Annotated in this window: 26 protein-coding genes and 2 tRNA genes; 14 read left to right on the top strand and 14 right to left on the bottom strand. The window is 41.5% G+C overall.

Annotated features, from left to right (window positions below; translation table 11 throughout):
• The first annotated feature begins 111 nt into the window (after positions 1–111).
• From ACFEL9_RS25320 to ACFEL9_RS25335, 4 genes are all read left to right on the top strand, one after another.
• Complete coding sequence (locus ACFEL9_RS25320; protein ID WP_385895980.1) at positions 112–570, top strand: SRPBCC domain-containing protein; 459 nt, start codon at positions 112–114, stop codon at positions 568–570.
• 189 nt (positions 571–759) lie between these two features.
• Positions 760–1,512, top strand: a complete 753-nt coding sequence (locus tag ACFEL9_RS25325; RefSeq protein ID WP_385895982.1) for a hypothetical protein — start codon at positions 760–762, stop codon at positions 1,510–1,512.
• Between the two features lie 486 nt (positions 1,513–1,998).
• Positions 1,999–2,388, top strand: a complete 390-nt coding sequence (locus ACFEL9_RS25330; RefSeq protein ID WP_385895985.1) for a VOC family protein — start codon at positions 1,999–2,001, stop codon at positions 2,386–2,388.
• A gap of 327 nt (positions 2,389–2,715) precedes the next feature.
• Entirely contained in the window at positions 2,716–3,270 is a 555-nt protein-coding gene (locus tag ACFEL9_RS25335; protein WP_385895987.1) for a dihydrofolate reductase family protein, read from the top strand.
• A 117-nt stretch (positions 3,271–3,387) separates the two neighbouring features.
• Here ACFEL9_RS25335 and ACFEL9_RS26195 read toward each other — a convergent pair whose 3' ends face one another.
• Positions 3,388–3,699 (bottom strand): hypothetical protein, encoded by a 312-nt coding sequence (locus ACFEL9_RS26195; RefSeq protein ID WP_446753372.1) that lies wholly within the window; start codon positions 3,697–3,699, stop codon positions 3,388–3,390.
• Here ACFEL9_RS26195 and ACFEL9_RS25340 point away from each other — a divergent pair.
• Together ACFEL9_RS25340 and arr are read left to right on the top strand one after the other, a co-directional pair.
• Complete coding sequence (locus tag ACFEL9_RS25340) at positions 3,644–3,784, top strand: helix-turn-helix domain-containing protein (protein WP_446753371.1); 141 nt, start codon at positions 3,644–3,646, stop codon at positions 3,782–3,784. The genes ACFEL9_RS26195 and ACFEL9_RS25340 overlap by 56 nt on opposite strands.
• A gap of 304 nt (positions 3,785–4,088) precedes the next feature.
• A complete protein-coding gene (arr, locus tag ACFEL9_RS25345) occupies positions 4,089–4,505 on the top strand; it encodes an NAD(+)--rifampin ADP-ribosyltransferase (RefSeq protein WP_385896146.1) in 417 nt (138 codons plus the stop codon).
• 304 nt (positions 4,506–4,809) lie between these two features.
• On the opposite strand, the gene ACFEL9_RS25350 is transcribed toward arr, so the two are convergent.
• The 3 genes from ACFEL9_RS25350 to ACFEL9_RS25360 all read right to left on the bottom strand — a co-directional run bounded on the left by ACFEL9_RS25350 (position 4,810) and on the right by ACFEL9_RS25360 (position 7,625).
• Positions 4,810–5,625, bottom strand: coding sequence for a helix-turn-helix domain-containing protein (locus ACFEL9_RS25350; RefSeq protein ID WP_385895992.1), 816 nt, complete (start codon positions 5,623–5,625; stop codon positions 4,810–4,812).
• A 5-nt stretch (positions 5,626–5,630) separates the two neighbouring features.
• A complete protein-coding gene (locus ACFEL9_RS25355; RefSeq protein ID WP_385895995.1) occupies positions 5,631–6,452 on the bottom strand; it encodes an oxidoreductase in 822 nt (273 codons plus the stop codon).
• Between the two features lie 360 nt (positions 6,453–6,812).
• Complete coding sequence (locus ACFEL9_RS25360; RefSeq protein WP_385895997.1) at positions 6,813–7,625, bottom strand: class I SAM-dependent methyltransferase; 813 nt, start codon at positions 7,623–7,625, stop codon at positions 6,813–6,815.
• A 164-nt stretch (positions 7,626–7,789) separates the two neighbouring features.
• On the opposite strand from ACFEL9_RS25360, the gene ACFEL9_RS25365 reads away from it, so the two are divergent.
• Positions 7,790–8,290, top strand: a complete 501-nt coding sequence (locus ACFEL9_RS25365; RefSeq protein WP_385896000.1) for a DUF1801 domain-containing protein — start codon at positions 7,790–7,792, stop codon at positions 8,288–8,290.
• Positions 8,291–8,469: 179 nt separating this feature from the next.
• On the opposite strand, the gene ACFEL9_RS25370 is transcribed toward ACFEL9_RS25365, so the two are convergent.
• On the bottom strand, positions 8,470–10,680 hold the full coding sequence (locus ACFEL9_RS25370; protein WP_385896003.1) for an HAD family hydrolase: 2,211 nt from the start codon (positions 10,678–10,680) through the stop codon (positions 8,470–8,472).
• A 300-nt stretch (positions 10,681–10,980) separates the two neighbouring features.
• Between ACFEL9_RS25370 and ACFEL9_RS25375 the strand changes: the two genes are divergently transcribed.
• The gene (locus tag ACFEL9_RS25375; protein ID WP_385896006.1) at positions 10,981–12,453 is read left to right on the top strand and encodes a glycoside hydrolase family protein; all 1,473 of its coding nucleotides are present in this window, start codon (positions 10,981–10,983) and stop codon (positions 12,451–12,453) included.
• 6 nt (positions 12,454–12,459) lie between these two features.
• Here the strand turns inward: ACFEL9_RS25375 and ACFEL9_RS25380 are convergent, their stop codons facing one another.
• The 6 genes from ACFEL9_RS25380 to ACFEL9_RS25405 all read right to left on the bottom strand — a co-directional run bounded on the left by ACFEL9_RS25380 (position 12,460) and on the right by ACFEL9_RS25405 (position 17,360).
• Complete coding sequence (locus tag ACFEL9_RS25380; RefSeq protein ID WP_385896009.1) at positions 12,460–13,608, bottom strand: methionine aminotransferase; 1,149 nt, start codon at positions 13,606–13,608, stop codon at positions 12,460–12,462.
• Between the two features lie 28 nt (positions 13,609–13,636).
• The gene (locus tag ACFEL9_RS25385; RefSeq protein WP_385896012.1) at positions 13,637–13,990 is read right to left on the bottom strand and encodes an MmcQ/YjbR family DNA-binding protein; all 354 of its coding nucleotides are present in this window, start codon (positions 13,988–13,990) and stop codon (positions 13,637–13,639) included.
• A gap of 14 nt (positions 13,991–14,004) precedes the next feature.
• Positions 14,005–14,388 carry a RidA family protein gene (locus ACFEL9_RS25390; protein WP_385896015.1) on the bottom strand — a complete coding sequence of 128 codons (384 nt, stop codon included), beginning with the start codon at positions 14,386–14,388 and terminating at the stop codon, positions 14,005–14,007.
• A gap of 97 nt (positions 14,389–14,485) precedes the next feature.
• Positions 14,486–15,208: a ribonuclease H-like domain-containing protein gene (locus ACFEL9_RS25395; protein ID WP_385896018.1), complete on the bottom strand. Its 723-nt coding sequence runs from the start codon at positions 15,206–15,208 to the stop codon at positions 14,486–14,488.
• A gap of 68 nt (positions 15,209–15,276) precedes the next feature.
• Positions 15,277–16,359, bottom strand: coding sequence for a mannose-1-phosphate guanylyltransferase (locus ACFEL9_RS25400; RefSeq protein ID WP_385896020.1), 1,083 nt, complete (start codon positions 16,357–16,359; stop codon positions 15,277–15,279).
• A 38-nt stretch (positions 16,360–16,397) separates the two neighbouring features.
• Positions 16,398–17,360 (bottom strand): KpsF/GutQ family sugar-phosphate isomerase, encoded by a 963-nt coding sequence (locus ACFEL9_RS25405; protein ID WP_385896023.1) that lies wholly within the window; start codon positions 17,358–17,360, stop codon positions 16,398–16,400.
• A gap of 304 nt (positions 17,361–17,664) precedes the next feature.
• On the opposite strand from ACFEL9_RS25405, the gene recQ reads away from it, so the two are divergent.
• From recQ to ACFEL9_RS25425, 4 genes are all read left to right on the top strand, one after another.
• Positions 17,665–19,929: a DNA helicase RecQ gene (recQ, locus tag ACFEL9_RS25410; RefSeq protein WP_385896026.1), complete on the top strand. Its 2,265-nt coding sequence runs from the start codon at positions 17,665–17,667 to the stop codon at positions 19,927–19,929.
• 79 nt (positions 19,930–20,008) lie between these two features.
• Positions 20,009–20,081: transfer RNA gene (locus ACFEL9_RS25415), tRNA-Phe, on the top strand.
• Positions 20,082–20,120: 39 nt separating this feature from the next.
• Positions 20,121–20,414 (top strand): GIY-YIG nuclease family protein, encoded by a 294-nt coding sequence (locus ACFEL9_RS25420; protein WP_385896149.1) that lies wholly within the window; start codon positions 20,121–20,123, stop codon positions 20,412–20,414.
• Positions 20,381–20,452, top strand: a tRNA-Phe gene (locus tag ACFEL9_RS25425). Before ACFEL9_RS25420 ends, ACFEL9_RS25425 begins: the two co-directional genes overlap by 34 nt.
• Positions 20,453–20,516: 64 nt before the next feature.
• On the opposite strand, the gene ACFEL9_RS25430 is transcribed toward ACFEL9_RS25425, so the two are convergent.
• From ACFEL9_RS25430 to ACFEL9_RS25440, 3 genes are all read right to left on the bottom strand, one after another.
• The gene (locus tag ACFEL9_RS25430; RefSeq protein WP_385896029.1) at positions 20,517–20,801 is read right to left on the bottom strand and encodes a DJ-1/PfpI family protein; all 285 of its coding nucleotides are present in this window, start codon (positions 20,799–20,801) and stop codon (positions 20,517–20,519) included.
• Positions 20,767–21,081 (bottom strand): DJ-1/PfpI family protein, encoded by a 315-nt coding sequence (locus tag ACFEL9_RS25435; protein WP_385896032.1) that lies wholly within the window; start codon positions 21,079–21,081, stop codon positions 20,767–20,769. The genes ACFEL9_RS25430 and ACFEL9_RS25435 overlap by 35 nt, the downstream gene beginning before the upstream one ends.
• Positions 21,082–21,162: 81 nt before the next feature.
• A complete protein-coding gene (locus ACFEL9_RS25440; RefSeq protein ID WP_385896035.1) occupies positions 21,163–21,540 on the bottom strand; it encodes a hypothetical protein in 378 nt (125 codons plus the stop codon).
• 206 nt (positions 21,541–21,746) lie between these two features.
• Here ACFEL9_RS25440 and ACFEL9_RS25445 point away from each other — a divergent pair, with 206 nt between their 5' ends.
• Both ACFEL9_RS25445 and ACFEL9_RS25450 read left to right on the top strand, forming a co-directional pair.
• The gene (locus ACFEL9_RS25445) at positions 21,747–22,094 is read left to right on the top strand and encodes a single-stranded DNA-binding protein (RefSeq protein ID WP_385896036.1); all 348 of its coding nucleotides are present in this window, start codon (positions 21,747–21,749) and stop codon (positions 22,092–22,094) included.
• Between the two features lie 117 nt (positions 22,095–22,211).
• On the top strand, positions 22,212–22,589 hold the full coding sequence (locus ACFEL9_RS25450) for a GxxExxY protein (protein ID WP_385896038.1): 378 nt from the start codon (positions 22,212–22,214) through the stop codon (positions 22,587–22,589).
• Positions 22,590–22,599: the final 10 nt, after the last annotated feature.

Consider the following 22,599-nt stretch of genomic DNA (forward strand, 5'->3'; position numbering starts at 1 on the left):
CAAATGCCCTGCCGAACGCAAAGCTGTGGCCGTTATAGGCGATGTTAATCGACTGCTAAGTATGACGGAAAATAACAACTCGAAAGATCAATTTAAACAAATATTAATATTATGAAAAGGTTACAATTCAAAGTAAGCATCAATGCACCTGTAACTAAGATATATGATTTTATGCTTGGCATTAACAGTAAATCAACTTATGAACAATGGACTTCTTTGTTTAACCCGACATCTACTTATGAAGGAAGTTGGGACAAGGGAAATAAAATTCTATTTATTGGAGTAGATGAGAAAGGAGAAAAGGGAGGTATGGTTTCCAAGGTAGCTGAAAACATTCCCAACCGATTTGTTTCAATTCAACATTATGGTCTTTTAAAAGCTGACAAGGAAATTACAGAAGGACCAGAAGTGGAAAAATGGGCAAACGGATTTGAAAACTATACCTTCGAAGAAAACAATGGGACTACAACCGTTACTGTTGACTTAGACACCACTGAAGATTTTTTAGGTTATATGAACCAGACCTACCCAAAAGCACTCGACAAGTTGAAAGAACTTTGTGAAAAATAACAATTTCAAGAATATCTTAAAAATACAAAGAAATAAACACAGCCTATAACATCGGTCCTTTGGCAATATGGCGGCTGAAGTGCTTCTATGAAACATTTGGCAAGGTTCAACAGTAGGAATTCTTTTGTGCTAAAAATCCGCCACATCGCCAAGCCGAAAACCGTTAACGGTAATGCAAACCTTGCAGTTATGGTGTACAATATTTTAAACGGCGACTCCCTTGCTTACAGCTTTCCAGACGCAAAAATTGAAGGGGAGATTATTGTTGTTAGAGAAGGTCTTATTGACGGAGAATTATCAGGCGATAACCTGGATGACTTTTGGCAATCAAGAGCCAGATACATGAGAATAACAGAAACCGAATACAATAATTCTGTTGTAAAAGAATTTGAAAAAATAACGAATGCGCCTGATAATTCAGAGTTTAATCTTTGGTTTGAGTATGACTTGTTCTGTCAAGTAAATATGTGGTTCGTTATTTCAATTATCAATAGTTTGCTAATAAAGAAAAAAGTTTTTGCTGTTTATACTTCGTATTTAGACAAAACCAGCAAACAATTTTGGAATGGCTTTGGACCAGCAAATTCAGATGAACTTAAAGTTTGTTATGCAGATAGAATCCCTTTAAGTGAAGCCGACATAAATTTCGGGGAAGAGTTGTGGAAAGCATACAAAAACGGTAACCTTGAGGAGTTGACAAATCTCTCAAAGCATCAATCTTCAGCTTTTCCGTATCTGCAAGAAGTAGTAAAGGCGCATGTCGACCGCTTTCCAAAAGATGGGACGAAAGGAAGACCTGAGAAAGTTATTGAAGAGATCATAAAAAATATTTCTACTGATTTTCATAAAGTGTTCGAAGAATTTTGGAACCGCGAAAGCATTTATGGCTTTGGTGACATTCAATTAAAAAGTCTGTATGATAAAGTAATGCACTACCGCTAACAACTAAGAGTTCGTCGGGCACGAAGTGCCAACGATGAACTCTTAGTTGTACGAAACCTGCTGGTAGGCACTGTCTGTAATTATGGGGATTGGTATGAGGGAAAGATGATGCTGGAGAGAATGGAAATAATTTTATACAGTCTTTTATGCTTAATTCCAGACAGGGCTGTTTTTGTTTCCGGCCGTTACCTTATTTATCAATGTTTTTTTCAACAGTTTTTTTGAGAATGCAAATAGCGCTGCCATACCGCATTTTGCATTAAAAAATCATACAATGCATTCTAATAAATCAGTTGCCAGTTGTTGCCAGTAAACAGGTGGCGGTTTGTTTTTAAACTGCATGATGGTTTGCATGGTATCTTTTTTACTACAATGGCATTGCCTGGGATTAAAGGGCCCAGGTTTGGCCTTGGGTTTTATATAAGCGGGTTCCTACCGCTGCTTGCAATCAGGTGGGACAATTTTCAAAAAGATAAAATTTAAGCAATGACAAATCTCACTTCTATATGGCCTTCTTTTATTATTGAAAACCTGAAAATTTCGGTTTCATTCTATGTAGATAAACTTGGATTTGAAGTCCGGTTTATTGGCCCGGATGACGATCCCTATTGGGCTGTTGTTGGTCGGGACAATGTTTCTATCATGCTTAAGGCCGTCTCTGCTGATGTAAAACCCATCCCTAATTATGGGCGCCATGAGTGGGCACCGTGGGACGCATATATTTCTACTGCGGATCCGGACAAGTTGTTTGATGAATATAATTCTAATGATGTATCATTTAGCAAACCTATACATGACAACAGTGATAATTTAAGGGGTTTTGAAATAAAAGATGCTGACGGATATGTCTTGTTTTTCGGACGCCCCAATTCATAGCAATCAAGTTTCTGTTGTATTTTATTTACATGTTTGACAAAATGCTGTTCATGTCAGACAATGACGTAACGTTGATTATTTGCAAATAACATTAAATAAAAGGCACTGCAACAACATGGGGCTTTTCTGCTATGCTGGCTGACCGAATAAAGCCGGGCAACAGACCATAACATTCAACTGCATTAACTTTACTCAGCTTCGGTCCGGGCTGGCAAACCACGAAATATCAGCACAGCAGAAAGCCCTGGCCGTTACGCATAATGCTTTGGCGACAGTGCAAACGCTGGCCAGCCGGCAGAAGTGGACAATTAATTTAAACAGAATTGCATGAGAAAGCTAATTGCAGCAATCAATATGACACTTGACGGGTTTTGCGACCATACGGCAATGATTGCAGACGATGAATTACATCAACATTACAATGAGCTATTAAGAAATGCAGACACCCTTATATATGGCAGGATAACATATCAACTTATGGAAAGTTATTGGCCAACTGTAGTAAAAAATCCTACCGGTAACAAACCAACGGATGAATTTGCAGTATTAATAGACAACATTTCCAAGATTGTTTTTTCCCGCACACTGAAAAATGTTGATTGGAAAAATGCAAAGTTGGTAACGGGAGGTATTAAAGAAGAAGTTTTAAAACTCAAGCAACAGGAAGGCAAAAACATTTTTGTTGGCAGCCCTGGTTTAATAGTAGCCTCAATGCAACTTGACTTAATTGATGAATATCAACTCTGTGTTCACCCGGTTATAGCAGGAAACGGTTTACCATTATTTAAAAACATAAACGACAGGAAAATACTTAAACTCATAAAGACAAAAACCTTTAGCTCTGGCCAAATAACGCTTTACTATGAGCCGACAAAAAAATGACTGATAATATGACTCATAACTTGCAACGAAGAGTAGCACTTACGCATAACAGGGTATGCCAAAAGCGGGGCTGACAATACTATTGGGCTGACGGAAAGTAATTCAACATCTGTAATTCTATAAACCGGCAATGGCGTGGGCAGATGCTATTCCTCTTGCCATTAAAAACGTTGAGAATGCTCCATTTTTGACAGAAGAAACAAAAACAGGGTATGTTTTATAATAACGCGGCAAAATTCTATAATATAAAATAGCAATTGGATCAGGCGCATTTAGATCTGCTACGCCAACATGGGCTCCTATGCCAATAATAGTAAACTTAGATGTTATGATGGCAAAGCGAAAGATGTCGCTAAATGAGCTTTCCGAAAAAGTGGGTTTAACGCTGTCTAACCTGTCCATTTTAAAAACACGAAAAGCAAGAGCCATCCGTTTTAGTACACTGGAAGCAATATGCGAAGCGTTGAATTGCCAGCCGGGCGACATTTTAGAATATGTAAACGAAAAAAAATGAAACAAAGAATAGAAATATCTGCCGAAAAAAATTGGTTGGAAAACGACTAGCAATGAGGTTTGCAGACAAACCGGGACAATAGCCCGAACCGGTAACAAGCAGTTTGGCATTATAGCGGCCGGACGTTAAAAGCCCATCAGCTATCCTACTTTTAAACTTTATTACTAAATTCAACGACGAATTGCTATTGCCGCCACATACCTAATCGGTTAGTGATTTTTGTAACGGACAACCCAAAAGACACGAAAAGACTTTCACAAATAATATAACGACAGTGAAAACAAACAGAAGTGAAGACAAGTCAATAGCGTCTACCTACACCCTGGGTTCGCAGACGTTCTATCATGGCACAAAGGTCAATCTGAAGCGGGGAGACCTGATTGAACCTGGCTTTAATTCAAACTACGGTAAGAGGAAACAAGCATCTTATGTCTATCTAACCGCCACCCTGGATGCCGCTGTTTGGGGAGCTGAACTTGCCTTGGGCGAAGGACCCGGCAGAATTTACATAGTAGAGCCAACAGGCCCGATTGAAGATGATCCCAATTTGACGGACAAGAAATACCCCGGAAATCCAACAAAGTCATACCGTTCCCGGAATCCGCTTCGGGTTTCTGGTGAGGTCACAGACTGGCAGGGACACTCCCCGGAACAGCTCAAGGCCATGAAGGAGCACCTTGAGCGACTTAAGCAACTCGGTATTGAGGCAATCGGGGATTGAGCAAAAATGTGAGAATGAATTTGATACTTCAAAACTCTTTCGGATTGTTGTTGTAAGTAGCAATCTTTTCCGGTAATGATTTTCTTGTATTGTTATATCCACAACAAATATAAACTGCCGATTAAAACTCCTATAGCAGCTCCTCTTAAAAGAGTTGAAGTGTCGGATATTCCCGAGGCAATTAATGTGGATATAAAAAAAAATGGACCAATAGCTGCACTATTAAATAATCTGTGTTTTGCTTCGGTATGGTAGCACCAACTTATAGTGACTGTAAATTCATTATTCTTCTTTTGTTGTTGGTTTACTGAGAATGCAGGGCTGATGGATTTAAACCGTATGCCTGTTTGAAAGCATTGGAAAAATGAGACAGGTTTTCAAATCCTACATCAAGGTAAGCATTGGACGGTTTTATGCCTTTGTCTTTGATCAGGTGATATGCTTCCTGCAACCGTTTTTGTTTCAACCATTGCCCCGGTGTTGTCCGAAATATTTTCCCGAAGTCCCGTTTGAACCCTGCCCTACTTCTGCCTGTAAGTTTTGCTAACGTGTCTATGGAGACGTTGAACATATAGTTCTGTTGCATAAAGGCTTCCAGATCAATTTTGTGAGGCTCACTAAAATCAAAAAGCACATCCTTTACTTTAGGGCTAACCGTAAGCAGCAATTCTATGGCTTCCTTTGTTTTTAATTCCGTCAGCGAAGGCGTTAATCTATCAGGTGTTTCAAAGTAAGGTTGCAGTGAACCAAAGTATGCTTTTACAAACGGGTCAGGCGGTATTTCAAAAAAACCTGCCTCTATGTGTTTACCTGATGGCTCAATGATGTATTCTGTACTATACCTTCTTAGTATGTCCTGATTAAGGAAAATACTGATAGACCTGAACTCACCGTCTTGTGGCGGTACTTTGGTTGCTTTTACAAGTTGATTTCGTTTTATCAGAGAAAAAGATCCTGCCTTTGCTATTCTTGTCCCTTCGCTGGTGGTAAAATGCAACTCACCTGATAGTACATAGCCTAAGACATGTACGTCTACAAACTGTTCTGTCTGTCGCTGCATTTTACTGCCACAGGAGTAAAGTATATTGTCTATTGGTATACTTTGATAACCTTTTTGCATGACTCTTACTTTATGCTTAGCTGGCTGTGCAGCACTTCATCCAATTCACGGTCTGACATGGTTTTCCGCATAGATAGTATTTCTTCTGCCATAAACCCTGCTGCATACCGGGTTTCCGGCTGTTCCGCTGTGATTGCCTTTTGAATGAGTTCAGCGATCACTTTTGGTTCAATACCCGAAGTCGCATCTACTGACGTAAGCATCTTTGCAAAGTTCTGTGCCATTTCTTTGTAACGGCCATTGCCTGATACCTTCAATAAATTGTTAGCTGCAATACCACCCCATTCTGTTTTGATGCCACCCGGCTCTATCACAATAACATCTACACCAAACTGCCTTACTTCATTACGCAAGCTATCACTTAATGCTTCCAATGCAAATTTGCTGGCATGATACCATGGCCCCAATGCTGAAGCAATTTTACCACCAATGGACGAGATGTTTACGATTTTCCCATAGCCGTGTTCAATCATCGAAGGAAGAACTAATTGCGACACCCTTGCTGCGCCAAACACATTTACTTCCATCTGGTATTTAGCGTCTTTTATTGGCACTTCTTCCAATGCTCCGTAAGAACCAAAGCCGGCATTGTTAACCAGCACATCAATCCTTCCTTCTGCTTTTAGAATACTGTTAACGCCCTCAACCATAGAGCGTTCGTTAGTAACATCCATTGATAAAACCTTGACGCCTAAAGCCTGTATGTCGTCCATTTTATCAACTCTACGGGCTGCACCGTAAACAATATTTCCCGCTTGCAATAACTGCTTTGCTGTCTCTTTACCGATACCAGCAGATGCACCGGTTATTAAAACTACTTTACTCATTTTGTATTGATTTAATAAAGCAAAGATCACCTGTATAAGAACTTGCAGGTTTGTTGCAGGGCTCAATTTTGCTTTGGTGTGGGGCTCAGGAAGTCTAACCAACAAGAAGGCGGTATTCAACTATTTTCAGTATAGCTAATCCTGGCTGAAACTGCAACCAACAATGCATGAGAAAAGCAGGCCAGCTGTTGTTCGCTGCTCCGGCGCAGTTATCGACGGGGCTTTTTCCGTCAGCTTCTGAATTTTTAATGAACAATGTATTTTTAATCAGCATTTGTTTCGCAGATGAAAAACAAATACCCAGCCTCGCCAATGCTTCGACGTTTGCAATAAGGAGAGTTCCGCAGTTTAAATTTATATTCACCTTACAACCATCACCCGCAAAAAGGTAGCCGGGATCGAAGTTGAATTATTGTCACCGCTTTGATTTTGACTGACAAACAAATCTTCTAATTCACGCTGCAGATCCGCAGCCTTTCCATTTTTTTCTGCGGCTTCAAAGGCGTTCATGGTAGGACCGTAATAGTTTTTGAACCGGCTCACCAGTTCTTTCGGTCCAAAAGGAGCAATAAATGTAAATGTGTCCCTGGTAAAAGAGATGTTTTCTTTCGGTACGCCGGCAGCAGTGAAGCGTTCTATTACGTTGCTTTCGACACCCCATAGCATCGGGCTGATAAAACCTTCCGGTGGCGGTGGCGTATAAGCCGAGCTGATCTTTAATATTTGCGCTACGAGAGTGGGGTCTCCCGGTATCCAGTTGCCCATCACTATTCTTCCACCGGGTTTGGTAACCCGTACCATTTCCCGGGCTACATCAAATGGTTTTGGTGCGAACATCGCACCAAAAATGCTAACCACCAGGTCAAAGGACTGATCCTTTAGTTCATGCAAGTTGGTAGCGTCGCCTTCCTGGATAGTACAATTGGTGATGCCTTCCGCTTTTACTCTTTTGTTGCCAGCTTCAACGAGATTAGTGGCAATATCCACACCTAAGACATTCGCTCCCAATTTTGCTTCGGGTATCGCGGTAGTCCCGTCCCCGCAGCCAAGATCAAGAACATTAAGACCTTTGGTAATGCCTAATTTGGCGACCAGCGCTTCACCGCTTTCCCGCATGGTTTCAGCGATTCGGGTGAAATCACCTTTTTCCCATAATGCTTTGTTTGGATTCATGGTGTTTGATTTTAAGATATCCAAATTAGCATTAAAAACTAGTTATTGGTTTACCGGTTTGTGGTAAACCACAACTATTCCCAATTGGGGTTATGACCAGTGGTCATTGCGTAAGTATGGAAAGTTGGGTTAATAATATGGTATTGTTGAATTACTACTGAAAAATGTATTTCCAACTTATTACCTTTAAAGTGACTGAGTTAACGGATGAAAGAAAATTTGCTGCTTTATTTAATCGGAAGCATATGGCGAAAGCAAAATTAAAAACAGTGGAGAACGACGCCAGCGTAACTGAGTTTATAAAAAAGGTAGAAGATCCGCAAAAACAAGAAGATTGTTTTAAACTCGTAAAGATCATGCAGGAATTGGCAGGCTTCGAAGCCAGAATGTGGGGACCCGCCATCATTGGCTTTGGCTCCCAGCATTACCGATATGAAAGCGGCCGGGAAGGTGACATGCCGCTGGTTGCTTTCTCGCCACGCAAAAAACAAATTGTTCTTTATCTAGGTTCAACCTTCGACGACCGGGAAGAGCTGCTAAAGCAATTGGGCAAACATAGCACCGCTAAAGTCTGCATTTATATCAAAAAGCTAAGCAATATTGATGTGGAGGTTTTAAAAAAAATGATCACCAATTCTCTCCAACAAAATGAACCCGGCTGTTAATCAAAAATGTTTATTATGAAAATTTCAGCTATTGTAAAAAGCAGGCGTCGCCGGTGAAACGGGTTTTAATTTTCAGTACAAGGCACGGGTGACGGCGGATGCATCACCACAACAAATCAATGAACTGATCCGGCATACAGATACAGTTGCAGCGTTTCAAAATACGCTACGCAAAGGAGTCAGTATTCAACTGGCCGATGCCGAATAATGACAGGGTCTTTTATGGTCGCCCGGGTATGATGTAAAATTCCTTCCAATACTCCCCTGGCCAGCGGTTCTTTACTAAAATAAATGGACTTATTTTTTCGCAGATCCTCCAGCTCCTTGCTGTAATTGGCCACTACGATAGCTTTTGATTTTCCGGCCAGCATATCACGATCATTGCCACTGTTGCCGGCGGTAATAAAATGTTCCAGCGGTACTTTCCATTTATAACTTAAATAACGTACGGCATGTCCCTTGCTGGCACGGAAAGGAAGCAGGTCGAGATGTTTGTTTTCCGTTAATAGAATTTTTGCCCGCAATTTATGATCATCTAAAAATTTATAGAGGTTGGCCATATCATCTTCATTAAACGTATCGTCCACATAGTAGCTGAGCTTAAAGCGCCATTGTGCTGCCGGCTCCTGCAGGCGGATATTCGGAAACTTTGTCAGCGCCTGCTGCAGTTCATTTCGTTTCCATTGATAATCGATATGACTTTCCCAGCCATTATCGGGAATAAATTTATCGGTATAATAAATTTCCGAACCGGCGGAACAGATAAGAATATCCGGTGCCGGCAGATCATAATTGACAAAGGCCTGAGCAGTTAATTCTTTGTTGCGTCCGCTGGCTACGCCGAATACGATTTCTTCTTTATGCTGATTGACCCATTGCGCAAATTCTTTTAATCCTTCCGTCTCGTTGCCATCTACCAGGGTGCCATCCAGATCGGAGATGAGAAACAGGTTGGCACGGGTAAGTTTTTTTCCGTAAGCTGTCTTGTTGACAAAAGCAGGAGCGTCTTTTCGTTGAAAAAGTTTATCGATAATGTTCATGTATTTGTCGCAATGAGCCGGCCATGAATAGTCGCGGTTGGTAGCGACGATACCATTGGATGAAAAATTTTCCCATAGCGCCTGGTCGGAAATAATTTTTTTCAGCGCATCGGCAATGGCTTCCGGACTTTCCACATCTACCAATAATCCATTTTGACAATGCTCCAGGATTTCTTTGGGGCCACCTGTTGGTGAAGCCACTACCGGCAAGCCGCAAGCGGCCGCTTCCACTATGGTGAGGCCAAAATTTTCACCCGGCGTAGCATTGACAAACACGCCTTTTTTTCGGGCCGCTACCCGGTAAATTTCCGGCACTTCCAATTTGGGATCATTTTTTTTCGGGATGGCCATTTTTCCATACAGGTCATATTTATCCATCACCAGTAAAAGGTTGGTCAAAATATCCTGCTCGTCTGCGGGCATTTGTGTAATATCTCTTCGCACCCCGGCAAAGATGGCGAGGTTGGCCATCGCCTGTAATTCTTTATCCTGGCCATACGACTGAATGATGTTTTCAAAATTTTTTCGTTTATCCGCACGGCCAATAGACAGAATAAGTGGTTTGGCCGGGTTAAACAAAAACCGTTCGATATCGGAGTTAACACGATACAATGCCTGCTCCTGTTCAATCGTCATTTTAAACGACGGCATGTCGAAACGATAGAAGGGGTAAAAGATATCAGTATTGACCCCCGGCGGCAGCACTTCAAAGCGGGCCGCATTTTTATTGGCATACAAACCATATTGTGTGTCTATTTCGTGGCGGGTGCTGACGATGATAACATCCGCTGTTTTGAGTAAACTTTCTTCTTCAGCAATGCGACGATCCATATTGAACTTCTCGTTGATCTTTTCAGCGGATAATCCTTCTTTTAATAAAATGGATTGTTTGTTTCTGCCGAGTGAATGACCCGTAGCAATAAAAGGGATGCCAAACACTTCACTGATCTGTCCGGCTAAATAATTTCCATCGGCATAGTGGCCATGTACGACATCCGGAAAATCATCTTCTTTTTCAATAAAGCGAATGGTTTTGTCAATGAATTCATCGAGGTGATCCCATAATGTTTCTTTGGCACGGTATGCATTGCCGCCACAAACCATACGAACGATCCGGGCTTTATCATTGACCATCTCAATTTCTTTTTCATAGGCGGAGGAAACCCGTTTATCCAAAATTCTGCGGGTGAAGAGATCGACCTTTCTCACCTGGGGGTGTTGAGAAAGATTTTCCAATAGCTCCAGCACATATTTCACCTGTCCGCCGGTGTCCCTGTCCCTGCCAATCTCCGGATCATTAAAACGGATTAATCCATGCGGACTGAATAACTGAATGTAGTATTGCTGCATTGGTACTATTTTTTATTTCTACATTTTTGTTAATGCGTAACGCGAAAACCATTCCGCTCTTTTAAGACAGCCTGAATGGTTGGTGGATTGTATGTGTTAAGTTTAAAGACTGATCTGACAAGCAGACAGATTTTCGGCACACATTTCGTCTAACTATTTTCACCGTGTGAATGAATAGTGAATGGTGGTTGCAGCTCACTTTGTTTTCATCATTCGTATAGCGAAGTGAATGCACAAAATTAGCCAATTAAGCCCAAGTGAGCATTTTGTAATTTTAATCAACTATATAAACAAGTAAGCATGTATTCTGGTTCAGGTTTTAGCGATTGGGAAATAGGCGACATTACCGTCATTATACATAAGGGTGTTTATCATTTGTTTCACCTTATCATTCCTAATCATGATTATATCGCTCATGCTGTGTCGAGAGATGGCATGTCATGGCGACGAGTGAATAATGCATTATTTGTGGGTCATCCCGGAGAATGGGACGATGATATGTTGTGGACGATGCATGTGTGCGAAGTGAATGGCAAGTTTGAAATGTATTATACCGGCCTGCAACGAAAAGACCGTGGTGTTGTATCAAGAATAGGTTTTGCAGAATCGGAAAACCTGCTGGATTGGAAGAAGAACACAAAAAATATTTTTCCCATAGAGCCGAAAGGCATTTATTATGAAACAGCCAGCAGCAATCCCCGAACATGGTTAAGCTTCCGTGATCCTTTCAGGTTTGAACATAAAGGTGAAGTGTACCTGCTGATGGATGCGAGAAATATCCAGGGTCCGGTGTCAAGAAGAGGTTGTGTGGGATTGGTAAAGATCAGTAATGATATTGTGGAATTAATGCCTCCGCTGTTGTCACCATTTGTGTATGATGATATTGAATGTCCCTGTGTGTTTGAGTTGAATGGTAAATTTTATTTATTGGGATCGATCCGGGAAGATATAAAGGTGAGGTATTGGTTTGCACCTGATTTTTTTGGCGAATACCATTCATTTCATGCTGATGTATTGTTGCCTCAGGGAAATTATGCAGCCCGCACCGTGCAGGATGGTGATTTTATACTGGTATTTAATTTTTTCTATGCAGGTAAAATAGATGCGCTGCGGGTGTTGCCGCCGCCCAAGCAATTGGATACCGATGAAAAAGGAAGACTGTTGTTGAAAAGTTATTATCGCTGGGAGCAGATGGTTTTTAAAACCATACAGCAGGATGATTTGGTGAAGCCTGTTCAGTTATTTTCAAATGCTACGGCATTCTCTTATATCGAATCGGGCAAATGGACATGCGGGGCGAAAAGTGGGTATGAAATTTTTTGTGTTGAAAAGCCGTCGGCCAGTTTTATCTGGGAAGGATTACTGGCGGTGGAAGGAATGGGCAAGCTGGGCCTGGTGAGTGATATGGACAAAGACGGTAATGGTTATTTTATTTCTTTTAATGTCTACAATGGACAGGTACAGATAAGGGCCTGGGGTTTTAATCCATTGAACACACGGCAAAATTTTATTTTCAATGATATTCAATCCGGGTTTTTTACGACGAATGAAAAAAATACCATTCGTTTCCGGCTAATCCGGTATGGCAGCTATATCGAACTCTGCATTGATGATATTGTGAAACTGACATTGATGGATTATACCTATTCAGGAAATTACATCGGCCTTTATTCTGCCTCTTCCGTCATCTCCTTACAACAGTCAAAGATTAAACTATTACCCAATCCCGAAGAGGAATATGCGAGCCAGGAAGAAGCGCAAAAAATTGAATAAAAGAGATTACAGTTTTGCCAGCTTTGTTACGGCATTTTCAAGCGTTTCTTCTTTTTTGGCAAAACAAAAGCGGATGACCTTATTATCGGTTGCGGCCCGGTAGAAGGCGGAAACAGGAATGGTTGCCACTCCCAATTCTTTTGTCATACGAATAGCGAAATCGCTGTCTTTTTCATCGCTGATGCGATCATATTTGGCGCAGATAAAATAGCTGCCTTTGCTATCGAGCAATTCAAATTTTGTATCCTGCATCAGCCGGATAAAGTAATCCCGTTTCGATTGCATGAAAGCGGACAAGGACAGATACGATTCTTTGTTTTTTAAATAAGTGGCCAACGCCACTTGTGAAGGTGAGTGGCAGGAAAAACAATTAAACTGGTGCACTTTGCGGAACTCTTTCATCAACTCTGCCGAGGTAACGCAATAACCCAGTTTCCACCCGGTGCAATGATAAACTTTGCCGAATGAAAAGCACACAAAGCTTCTTTCCAAAAGGTCAGGATAGCGAAGAATGCTTTGATGCGGTATATCATCAAATATTAAATGCTCATACACTTCATCACTGAGAATAATGATATCGGTATTTGCAACTACTGATCGTAGCTGCAAAATGTCTTCATAGCTTAACACAGCGCCGGTGGGATTGTGGGGGCTGTTGAGCATGATCATTCTTGTTTTGGGTGAAATTTTTTTTCTTACTTCCTGCCAATCGATCTTGTATTCCGGAAATTTCAGATTGATCAATACCGGCACAGCACCATTAATCTCTACATTCGGAATATAGCTGTCATAGGCCGGTTCGAAAATGATCACTTCATCACCAGGTTGTAACACCGTTGTCAGGGCTGTGTAAATGGCATAGGTGCCACCCGGTGTGATGGTGATCTGTGTTGAAGGGTTGATGTTATTGTGATATAAATGATAAATTTTTTCAGCGATTGTTTCCCGCAGCGGCGTATAGCCCTGCATGGGTACATACTGGTTGAAGCCATTGTACATGGCCTGGTTCACCAGTGACATCAGCTCTTCATTCATCGGGTAGTCTGGAAATCCCTGGCCAAGGTTCACGGCATTATATTCCGACGCAAGCCCACTCATCACGGTGAAGATGGTGGTACCTACTGCGGGCAGTTTGCTTTTAATTTTTACACTCATAATTAAGACAGGAGGTAAAATTAACTGTTTACAAGTTCAATTCTTCCCTTGTCTTTTTTGGCAGACTATTGATGACCAGGTCATAGGAGTGATCGATCCATTCTTTTAATTGTTTTGTTGAAACTGAGCCGTCAACGACGATTGTATTCCAGTGTTTTTTATTCATGTGATAACCCGGCAATACACAAGGAAACTCTTCTCTCAATTCTATTGCCTTATCGGGGTCGCATTTTACATTGAAGCTTAGTTGTTCTGCGTTCAGGCCTGTTAACAGAAAAACTTTGTCCCCTACTTTATACACCAGTGTATCCGGGCCAAAGGGTAAGGTTTCTTCCGCTGCTTTTTTTGAAAGACAATAGTCTCTTAGCTGTTCAATATCCATAACCAGGTATTCTCTTATGAAATAATCGCTGTGGCTTCAATTTCTATCAGATAATCTGGTTCGATGAGTGCACTTACCTCTACCATTGTATTGCATGGTTTGATTTGCTTAAAAAATTCGCTGTGGGCCCTTCCGTATTCCTGCCATTTGGAGATATCGGTTACAAACATTCTCACTCTTACCACATCTTTCATAGATGCCCCGGCTTGCTGTAATACTTTTTCAATTCGCTGGTAGATAAATTTTGTTTGTGTATAGGGATCGTTTTTTCCAACTACGCCTCCATCTTCGCCTGACGCCACTGTTCCTGTGACTTCAACGATATTGCCAACTTTTACTGCCCGGCTGTAGCCAACGATGTCTTCCCATTTGGAACCGGAGGAATAATTTATTCTCATAGAACCATGATTTGAAGGATCAGAAAGAATTTTTAGGAAACATAAAATTGCTTGGTAAAGATTGGTCTGTGACCAATGATGTTTTTCGCATACAGCGTTAATTTTTTATTTCAACATTTTCCTGCTTTATCAATGATTCACCCATCATTCGCAAAAGTATTTGAGCTACGGTGACCACATCTTTCTGACAATAGGTGACAATGCGGGACAGGTTTTTTTCTTTCCAATACACTTCCCAAACCATGCTACCATCGATATCATCTTTTGGGGTGGGAACGTTGAGTGTATGTGCCAGCAAATTCAGCGAGGTGTAGTTTTTAAAATCGCCAAATTTCCAAAGGTCCATGGTATCAAGATGATTGACTTCCCAGGGTTTTTTGCCCGACACATTCAGGATAGGGGGAATCGGAATGTTGTTAATGATCATTCTCCTGCAGAGGTAGGGAAAGTCAAATTCTTTGCTGTTGTGGCCACAGAGATAACGTTGTTCCGTTGCAGACCATTTCTTCAACATCTCTGCAAACTCATGTAGTACGAGTTGCTCATTATCTCCGGAAAATGATTTTAAAACGATTTTTTTCTGCTCACCTGTTCCCTGTATAAAACCGCAGCTGACACAAATGATTTTTCCAAACTCAGCATAGATTCCGGCCCGCGGATATACTGACTCAAACGATTCATCCTCTTTATTGCGGATAAGATAACCTGCTTTTATATCCCAAAGCAATTTCCAACTTTCCGGCAACTCATGATAAGAGGAGAATTGCGGAACCGTTTCAATGTCCAGGAAAAGGATGTTATGAAGGGGATAAGGCTGCATAGAAATGTTTGTACATAAAAATAAAAAACCCCGACGAATCGGGGTGAATAATTAAAGCTTATTTGTATTTAAAGGAATTTCTCTCCCTTGTTCCTTTTGACTTCGGCTACGTATTCCTTGATTTCCTGTTCTTTTTCTTTTTTGCAAATGAGCAGGACATCCTTTGTATCTACCACAATGTAGTTTTCCAAACCCTGGAGTAACACCAGTTTGTTATTGGGTGCATTTACCACGCAATTTTTAGCGTCAATAACCATGACGTTTGAGCCGGTCACTGCATTATTGAAATAATCTTTTTCTGAATTTTCCCAGGCGCTGTTCCAGGTACCCAGGTCACTCCAGGAAAAAGATGCCGGAATTACGAACACGTTGTCCGCTTTTTCCATGATGCCAAAATCAATTGATATATTGGTACACTGCGGATAGATAGCTTCGATAACCTTTGCTTCTTCATCAGTATTCAGCTTGCTTTTTTCGGCAGCAAATACCTCGTACATCTCGGGAAGAAACTTTTCGAATGCTGCAATGATGTTTTTTACTTTCCAGGTAAAAATGCCGGCATTCCACAAAAAGTCTCCGCTGGCGAGAAATGTTTTGGCCAGCTCCAGGTTGGGTTTTTCGGTAAATGTTTTTACCTCGTACACACCGGGCGCTACTTCGGGTATTTCATGTTGAATATAACCGTAACCTGTATTGGGCGAGGAGGGTTTGATACCGATCGTCACCAATGCGTTAATGCTATCAACAAAATTGAAGGCCTTGTTGGCGGTTTCGGCAAAGGCTTCAGTGTCGAGAATAAGATTATCCGCAGGTGCTGCCATCATTAATGCGTCAGGGTCTTTTTCCGATAGTTTGAAAGCAATATAGGCAATGCAGGGAGCTGTATTTTTCCGGGAAGGCTCTGCTAATATATTTTCTACCGGTAAAGTTGGCAACTGTTCCTTCACTGTATCTACATATTCACGGGACGTAACGATGTAGATATTTTCTTCAGGGACAACTTTTTTATAGCGATCAAAGGTTTGTTGGATCAATGTTTTTCCGACACCTAAGATATCGAGGAACTGTTTGGGATGCGAGGTGCGGCTCTTGGGCCAGAAACGACTTCCGATACCACCGGCCATTATGGCAACATAATGATGTTTATTCATTGGTTACGAGGCGGAGTGTTTTAATGGTTTTGATTAAATTATATGAATCCTTCCTTTATTAAATCATGCAAATGTATAACTCCAAGATATAATCCATTGTTGGTAACCACAAGCTGCGTTATTTCATGTTTGCGCAAAATGTTCAGGGCTTCAATCGCCAGTTCATCAGCGCCAATTGTCTTGGGATTTACCGTCATTATATCCGATGCTTTTATCGAATCTATCTGGACATTATTTTTTAGCATTCTTCTGAGATCGCCATCAGTAATAATGCCCAGCAAGTGATTTTGTTCATCCACCACCGCTGTTACCCCTAATCTTTTTTGCGTCATTTCAACAATTACCTCTTTCAGCGACTGTCCGGGATATACTTTTGGTTTTTCATTCGAGGCAGAAAGGTCTGAAACCCGCAGGTACAGTTTTTTACCCAACATACCACCGGGATGAAACTTGGCGAAGTCTTCACTTTTGAAACCCTTCATCTCCATCAGGCAAACGGCCAGCGCATCACCCATGACCAATTGTGCGGTCGTACTGGTGGTCGGTGCCAGGTTATTGGGACAAGCCTCCTGGTCAACAGTGGTATTTAAGATGATGTTGCATTGTTTAGCAAGAAATGAATCCACATTGCCGACCATGCCAATAAGAATATTGTTGAAATTTTTAATCAGGGGCACCAGTACTTTTATTTCGGGGCTTTCGCCGCTTTTGCTGATGATGATCACCACATCGTCCTGTTGCACAATGCCCAGGTCGCCATGGATGGCATCGGCCGCATGCATAAAAATGGCGGGAGTTCCAGTAGAGTTAAGTGTAGCTACTATCTTTTGAGCTATCACAGCACTTTTTCCAATACCACTGATGACAATCCGGCCATTGCACCGGGCAATGGCGTCAATTGCTTTTTCAAAGTCGTTATTAATAAACCGGGCTAACCCTGCAATTGATTTGGCCTCCAAATCAATGGTATTAAGTGCAATCTTTTTTATGGAAACTGGCATAGTTGAAGCGACAAAATTATAGGTTTTAAAAGAACATACGTTTGTGTAAATGCGCCGCATCAACTTTAACGCTTTGCCACGCGGTATCTAGTGTAGATTTAGTAAATTCGCCATCCTTAAAAAGGCTCTTTGGGTATTATTTTTTGTAATGAAGTATTTCTCCCCAGATAGAGTAAACACTTATTGGTTTGGAGACGAAGCTGCCATGTGTATAAAATACCGACTCAGAGTGGGAAGGTGGAACAAAAAGTAAGTATCTTAATAATATCTGCATTTTGAAAAGTGCGATGGAAATATCAGAGTAATGGCAACATCAGCAAAAAAAGCCGCAACCAAAAGAACGGCTAAAACTAAAGTAGAAAATCCTGCGAAAAAACGATTTGACCTTCACAAGGCTTTACAGGAGCATTTCGGGTTTGATAAATTCAAGGGAACCCAGGAAAAAGTAATTGAATCAGTATTGGCCGGGCACGACACATTTGTGATAATGCCCACCGGCGGAGGCAAAAGTCTTTGCTACCAACTGCCGGCAATGGTAAGTGAAGGAGTGGCGATTATTGTTTCCCCGCTGATCGCTTTGATGAAAAACCAGGTAGATCTTGTTCGTGGCTATAGCAGCAATGATGAAGTAGCACACTTTCTTAATTCTACGCTGACAAAGAAAGAAATCAAGGAAGTACATGATGACCTGCTGACTGGAAAAACAAAGATGCTGTACGTGGCTCCCGAGACATTGACCAAGCAGGAAAATCTTGAGTTTTTTTCTGATCTTAAAATATCTTTTTTTGCTGTTGACGAGGCTCACTGTATTTCCGAATGGGGTCATGATTTTCGCCCGGAATACCGCCGGCTGAGGGAAATGATGATACAGATAAACCCCGATATTCCCGTCATTGCATTGACGGCCACGGCCACTCCTAAAGTGCAAAGCGATATCGTTAAAAACCTGGACCTGCATAATCCTAATATTTTTATTTCTTCGTTCAACCGCTCTAATCTTTATTACGAAATTCTTCCCAAGATCAGGAAGAATCAAACGGATGAAAGCATCGTTCGCTTTATCAAGGGAATGAAAACAAAGAGCGGGATTATCTATACACTGAACCGCAAGACCACAGAAGAACTGGCCGACTTGTTGATGGCAAACGGCATCAAGGCCGTTGCTTATCATGCAGGGTTGGACAGTAAATTAAGAGCTGAAAGACAAGATCAATTTTTAAGTGAAGATGTACAGGTGATCTGTGCTACCATCGCCTTTGGCATGGGTATCGACAAGCCAGATATCCGCTTTGTCATACATTACAATATTCCAAAGTCCATCGAAAACTATTACCAGGAAACAGGTAGAGCCGGACGTGATGGACTCGAGGGAAAATGTGTTCTTTACTACTCACATAAAGATGTGAGCAAGCTGGAACATTTGATGCGTGACAAGCCATTGAGTGAACGGGAAGTTGGTGCGCAACTGATCAATGAAACGGTAGCGTATGCAGAAAGTGGTGTTTGTCGTCGCAAAGTGTTGATGAGCTATTTTGGTGAAGTGTATGAGCAGGAGAATTGCGGCCAGTGCGATAACTGCAAGCAGCCAAAAGAAAAAGTTGAAGCAAAAGATGAAGCCGTCATTGCGTTGAAAGCTATCAAAGCGTTGGATGAGAGATTCGCTACAGAATATATCGTGCAGATATTAACGGGTAAGCTCACGCCGCAGATCAAGATGTTCCGGCATGATGGCCTCGACATTTTCGCCAGCGGAAATGAAAAGGATGCCTTATTCTGGAATTCATTGATCCGCCAGTTGATCCTGGAAGGATTGCTGACCAAAGACATTGAAGAGTATGGCGTGTTGAAGTTTACCAGGAAGACAGAAGCATTTCTCAAAAAGCCAAAATCATTCAAGGTAATCCTGAACCATTTGTATGACGATGCGAATGCTGATGACGAGGAAGCAGCAGCTGAAGCATCCACAGGGTCAGCCACTGATGAAAAATTATTTGAAATGCTGAAAGAGCTTCGCCAAAAGGAAGCGAAGAAAAAGAACCTGCCGCCATTTGTTATTTTCCTGGAGACATCACTGCAGGATATGGCAACCATGTATCCTACTTCTATCACCGATTTGGAGAAATGCCAGGGTGTTAGCAAGGGGAAAGCCATTCGTTATGGTAAACCATTTGTGGAACTGATTGCGAAATACGTAGAGGATAATAATATTGAAAAGCCGGATGATTTCGTGATGAAGAGTGTGGTGAATAAGAGCGGTAATAAAGTGTATATCATTCAAAACACCGATAAGAAAGTATCATTAGAAACTATCGCCAAAAACAAAGGATGGCGGATTGATGAAATGCTGGAAGAGATGGAAACCATTGCGGCAAGCGGTACCAAGTTAAACCTGGATTATGCCATTGATGAAATGCTGGATGAAGATGACCAGGATGAAATCATTGAATATTTCAAAGGCTGCGACACTTCTTCTTTACAGGTAGCACAGGAGGAGTTGGCCGAATATAATTTTAACTGGGAGCAATTAAAGATCATGCGCATCAAATTCCTGAGTGAATACGGGATGTAAATTCCGGTAAAAAGTTTAGGGAACTAAAATGGGGATTTTATGTGAATTCCCTCTATATTTGCAACCCCGATAGGGAAAAGGTGCGGTAGCTCAGTCGGTAGAGCAAAGGACTGAAAATCCTTGTGTCGGCGGTTCGATCCCGCCCCACACCACGAAAGGCCTCTGACAAAGTCAGAGGCTTTTTTGTGGATATGTATTATGTGTATATCCTGTATTCTCCTTCTTCTGGTAAAACCTATACTGGATTTAGCAATGATATTCGAAGACGGGTAACTGAACATAATGCAACAGAGGCAAAGGGCTTCACGTTACGATATCGCCCCTGGGAGTTAATTTTTACTGAGTGTTTTGAAACCAAACAGGAGGCAATGAGTCGTGAAAATTTTTTCAAGAGCGGCCAAGGCAGAGAAAAGATAAAGTCAATAATTAAGGACTATTTAAATGAGCGGCAGGTGCGGTATCCGCCGGAGGCGGAAAAGGACTGAAAATCCTTGTGTCGGCGGTTCGATCCCGCCCCACACCACAAAACCCCCAGCAATTATTTGTTGGGGGTTTTGTTTTAGAAATTAGACTTCAAAACCTGATTGTCAATGACTCGGAATAGGAGCATGGATACCTTCGCCAATTTCTTCTATCATTTTCGTATTAAACACCTCAAGGTCTTCCGGACTTCTGCTGGTCACCAATCCGTTGTCAACGATGACTTCCCTGTCGTGCCAGGTGGCGCCGGCATTTTCCAGGTCGGTTTTGATTGAGGCATAGGAAGTCATGTCTCTTCCCTCTAATTGGCCGGTTTCTATCAAGAGTTGAGGGCCATGGCAGATGGCTGCCAAGGGCTTACCGGCTTCTAAAAACTGTTGCGCAAAGGCCACACTTTCCTTTGTTTCGTCTTAGTTTATCAGGATTTATAACCCCTCCCGGTAAAACCAACGCATCATAGTCTGCAAACTTTGCTTTGGAAATGTGAACATCCACCGGCAGTTCAATGCTCCAGTGATCATGATCCCATCCCCTGACCTTATCTTGTTGAGGCGAAACAATATGCACTTTGGCTCCGGCATCTTCCAGTGCTTTTTTGGGACTTGTTAATTCAACTTCTTCAAACCCGTTTTCAGTAAGAATGGCCACCGTTTTTCCACTCAGCTTTCCCATAAAAAATTATTAAGGTGACTAAATTTTGTTGACTCTTTCAAAGTCACAAAAATCAGACCCTGTTAAATGGGGAAAAAGCTTTTACTCTTCTTTTCTTCTTACAATTAAATACCAATCGTTTTCCAGCGGCAGGTAGCCATAATCATAGCAATAGTAATAAGTCTTGCCCGATTTGGTTGTATATAAATGAGTGACGTATTTGAATAAAAACCCTCGTTGCAAAAGTTTTTCCTTGGTGGTTTTGGCCATCTCTTCTCCCGAAGGCAGGAGTTCCTCCATTATGCGGCGGTTTTTACCCAAAGCATTATTAATATTCCGTACCTGGTTATTGGTAATCGATTTTAGCTGGTTATTGTAATTGTTCCGGCAATAGTCATCGCAAAATTTTTTATCCGAACGGCCTTTCAGCGGCTTGTCGCAGGCAAGGCAGGTTTTGGGCTCTACTTTTTCTTGTTGCATCGTGCTGTCATGGGTTTGAGAGTTTAAGGTAAGTAAATATTTTATAAGTACAACCGTTTACAAACGGCTACATCCGCAAGTAAAGGGTTAAAAACCGGCTACCACTTTTTCACGACCCCATCTTTGTTTTGTCAATCCGATGCAGGGTTGATTGAGATAACAAATTTTAACACCGTTCCGGTAGACGGGACACAAAACTTAAAGTTATGTACGCATTAAAAAACAAAGTGCAATTGATCGGAAACCTGGGCAATGCTCCCGAAGTAAAAACAATGGAAAGCGGTAAAAAGCTGGCCACGTTTAATGTGGCAACCAGCGAAAGCTATCGGAATGCAAAAGGAGAGAAAGTAACAGAGACTCAATGGCACCGGGTGGTGGCATGGGGTAAGGTAGCTGAAATAGCGGAAAAATATTTGGACAAAGGGAAGGAAATAGCGCTGGAAGGAAAGCTGGTAAACCGCAGTTATAATGATAAAGACGGCAACAAAAAATATATTACCGAAATACAGGTAAGTGAATTGCTGCTGCTGGGAGCCAGGACTTCAGAGGAATGATTTTGTGGCCACGAATTACACGAATAAGCACGAATAAAGAGGTTATTGAAATTGAATAAACCCTCGTTGCAATCAGTGTAATTCGTGGCTAAATTCGCCAATTTTAAAAAGCTTTTTATGAACAATATGCTTTACAAGAGCGAAGTCTATGAAATTGTCGGAGCCTGTATGGAAGTTCATAGAACACTTGGTTTTGGTTTCCTGGAAGTAGTATATAAAGACGCGATGGAACTTGAATTTGTGGAAAGAGATATTAATTTTTTGAGAGAAGATGAGCACTCTGTTAATTATAAAGGAAAGACTCTGAAACATAAATTCTTTGCCGACTTTACTTTATTTGATAATATTATTGTTGAAGTAAAAGCAAATAAAGATGGGATACCGGTTGATGCGATAGCACAAACATTGAATTATCTGAAAGTCTCCCGCTTTCGGTTAGGCTTACTTATTAACTTTGGAAAAACCAGCCTTGAATATAAGCGGCTGATTTTTTAGCTTTCATTTT

It is taken from the genome of Terrimonas alba (assembly GCF_042434975.1).
GTDB classification, from domain to species: domain Bacteria; phylum Bacteroidota; class Bacteroidia; order Chitinophagales; family Chitinophagaceae; genus Terrimonas_B; species Terrimonas_B alba.

What these genes read in the sequence shown, in the direction of transcription:
- ACFEL9_RS25320 (WP_385895980.1), top strand. Translation starts at nt 112, where the DNA reads ATGAAAAGGTTACAATTCAAAGTAAGCATCAATGCACCTGTAACTAAG.
- ACFEL9_RS25325 (WP_385895982.1), top strand. Translation starts at nt 760, where the DNA reads ATGGTGTACAATATTTTAAACGGCGACTCCCTTGCTTACAGCTTTCCA.
- ACFEL9_RS25330 (WP_385895985.1), top strand. Translation starts at nt 1,999, where the DNA reads ATGACAAATCTCACTTCTATATGGCCTTCTTTTATTATTGAAAACCTG.
- ACFEL9_RS25335 (WP_385895987.1), top strand. Translation starts at nt 2,716, where the DNA reads ATGAGAAAGCTAATTGCAGCAATCAATATGACACTTGACGGGTTTTGC.
- ACFEL9_RS26195 (WP_446753372.1), bottom strand. Translation starts at nt 3,699, where the DNA reads ATGGCTCTTGCTTTTCGTGTTTTTAAAATGGACAGGTTAGACAGCGTT.
- ACFEL9_RS25350 (WP_385895992.1), bottom strand. Translation starts at nt 5,625, where the DNA reads ATGCAAAAAGGTTATCAAAGTATACCAATAGACAATATACTTTACTCC.
- ACFEL9_RS25355 (WP_385895995.1), bottom strand. Translation starts at nt 6,452, where the DNA reads ATGAGTAAAGTAGTTTTAATAACCGGTGCATCTGCTGGTATCGGTAAA.
- ACFEL9_RS25360 (WP_385895997.1), bottom strand. Translation starts at nt 7,625, where the DNA reads ATGAATCCAAACAAAGCATTATGGGAAAAAGGTGATTTCACCCGAATC.
- ACFEL9_RS25365 (WP_385896000.1), top strand. Translation starts at nt 7,790, where the DNA reads ATGTATTTCCAACTTATTACCTTTAAAGTGACTGAGTTAACGGATGAA.
- ACFEL9_RS25370 (WP_385896003.1), bottom strand. Translation starts at nt 10,680, where the DNA reads ATGCAGCAATACTACATTCAGTTATTCAGTCCGCATGGATTAATCCGT.
- ACFEL9_RS25375 (WP_385896006.1), top strand. Translation starts at nt 10,981, where the DNA reads ATGTATTCTGGTTCAGGTTTTAGCGATTGGGAAATAGGCGACATTACC.
- ACFEL9_RS25380 (WP_385896009.1), bottom strand. Translation starts at nt 13,608, where the DNA reads ATGAGTGTAAAAATTAAAAGCAAACTGCCCGCAGTAGGTACCACCATC.
- ACFEL9_RS25385 (WP_385896012.1), bottom strand. Translation starts at nt 13,990, where the DNA reads ATGGATATTGAACAGCTAAGAGACTATTGTCTTTCAAAAAAAGCAGCG.
- ACFEL9_RS25390 (WP_385896015.1), bottom strand. Translation starts at nt 14,388, where the DNA reads ATGAGAATAAATTATTCCTCCGGTTCCAAATGGGAAGACATCGTTGGC.
- ACFEL9_RS25395 (WP_385896018.1), bottom strand. Translation starts at nt 15,208, where the DNA reads ATGCAGCCTTATCCCCTTCATAACATCCTTTTCCTGGACATTGAAACG.
- ACFEL9_RS25400 (WP_385896020.1), bottom strand. Translation starts at nt 16,359, where the DNA reads ATGAATAAACATCATTATGTTGCCATAATGGCCGGTGGTATCGGAAGT.
- ACFEL9_RS25405 (WP_385896023.1), bottom strand. Translation starts at nt 17,360, where the DNA reads ATGCCAGTTTCCATAAAAAAGATTGCACTTAATACCATTGATTTGGAG.
- recQ (WP_385896026.1), top strand. Translation starts at nt 17,665, where the DNA reads ATGGCAACATCAGCAAAAAAAGCCGCAACCAAAAGAACGGCTAAAACT.
- ACFEL9_RS25420 (WP_385896149.1), top strand. Translation starts at nt 20,121, where the DNA reads ATGTATTATGTGTATATCCTGTATTCTCCTTCTTCTGGTAAAACCTAT.
- ACFEL9_RS25435 (WP_385896032.1), bottom strand. Translation starts at nt 21,081, where the DNA reads ATGGGAAAGCTGAGTGGAAAAACGGTGGCCATTCTTACTGAAAACGGG.
- ACFEL9_RS25440 (WP_385896035.1), bottom strand. Translation starts at nt 21,540, where the DNA reads ATGCAACAAGAAAAAGTAGAGCCCAAAACCTGCCTTGCCTGCGACAAG.
- ACFEL9_RS25445 (WP_385896036.1), top strand. Translation starts at nt 21,747, where the DNA reads ATGTACGCATTAAAAAACAAAGTGCAATTGATCGGAAACCTGGGCAAT.
- ACFEL9_RS25450 (WP_385896038.1), top strand. Translation starts at nt 22,212, where the DNA reads ATGAACAATATGCTTTACAAGAGCGAAGTCTATGAAATTGTCGGAGCC.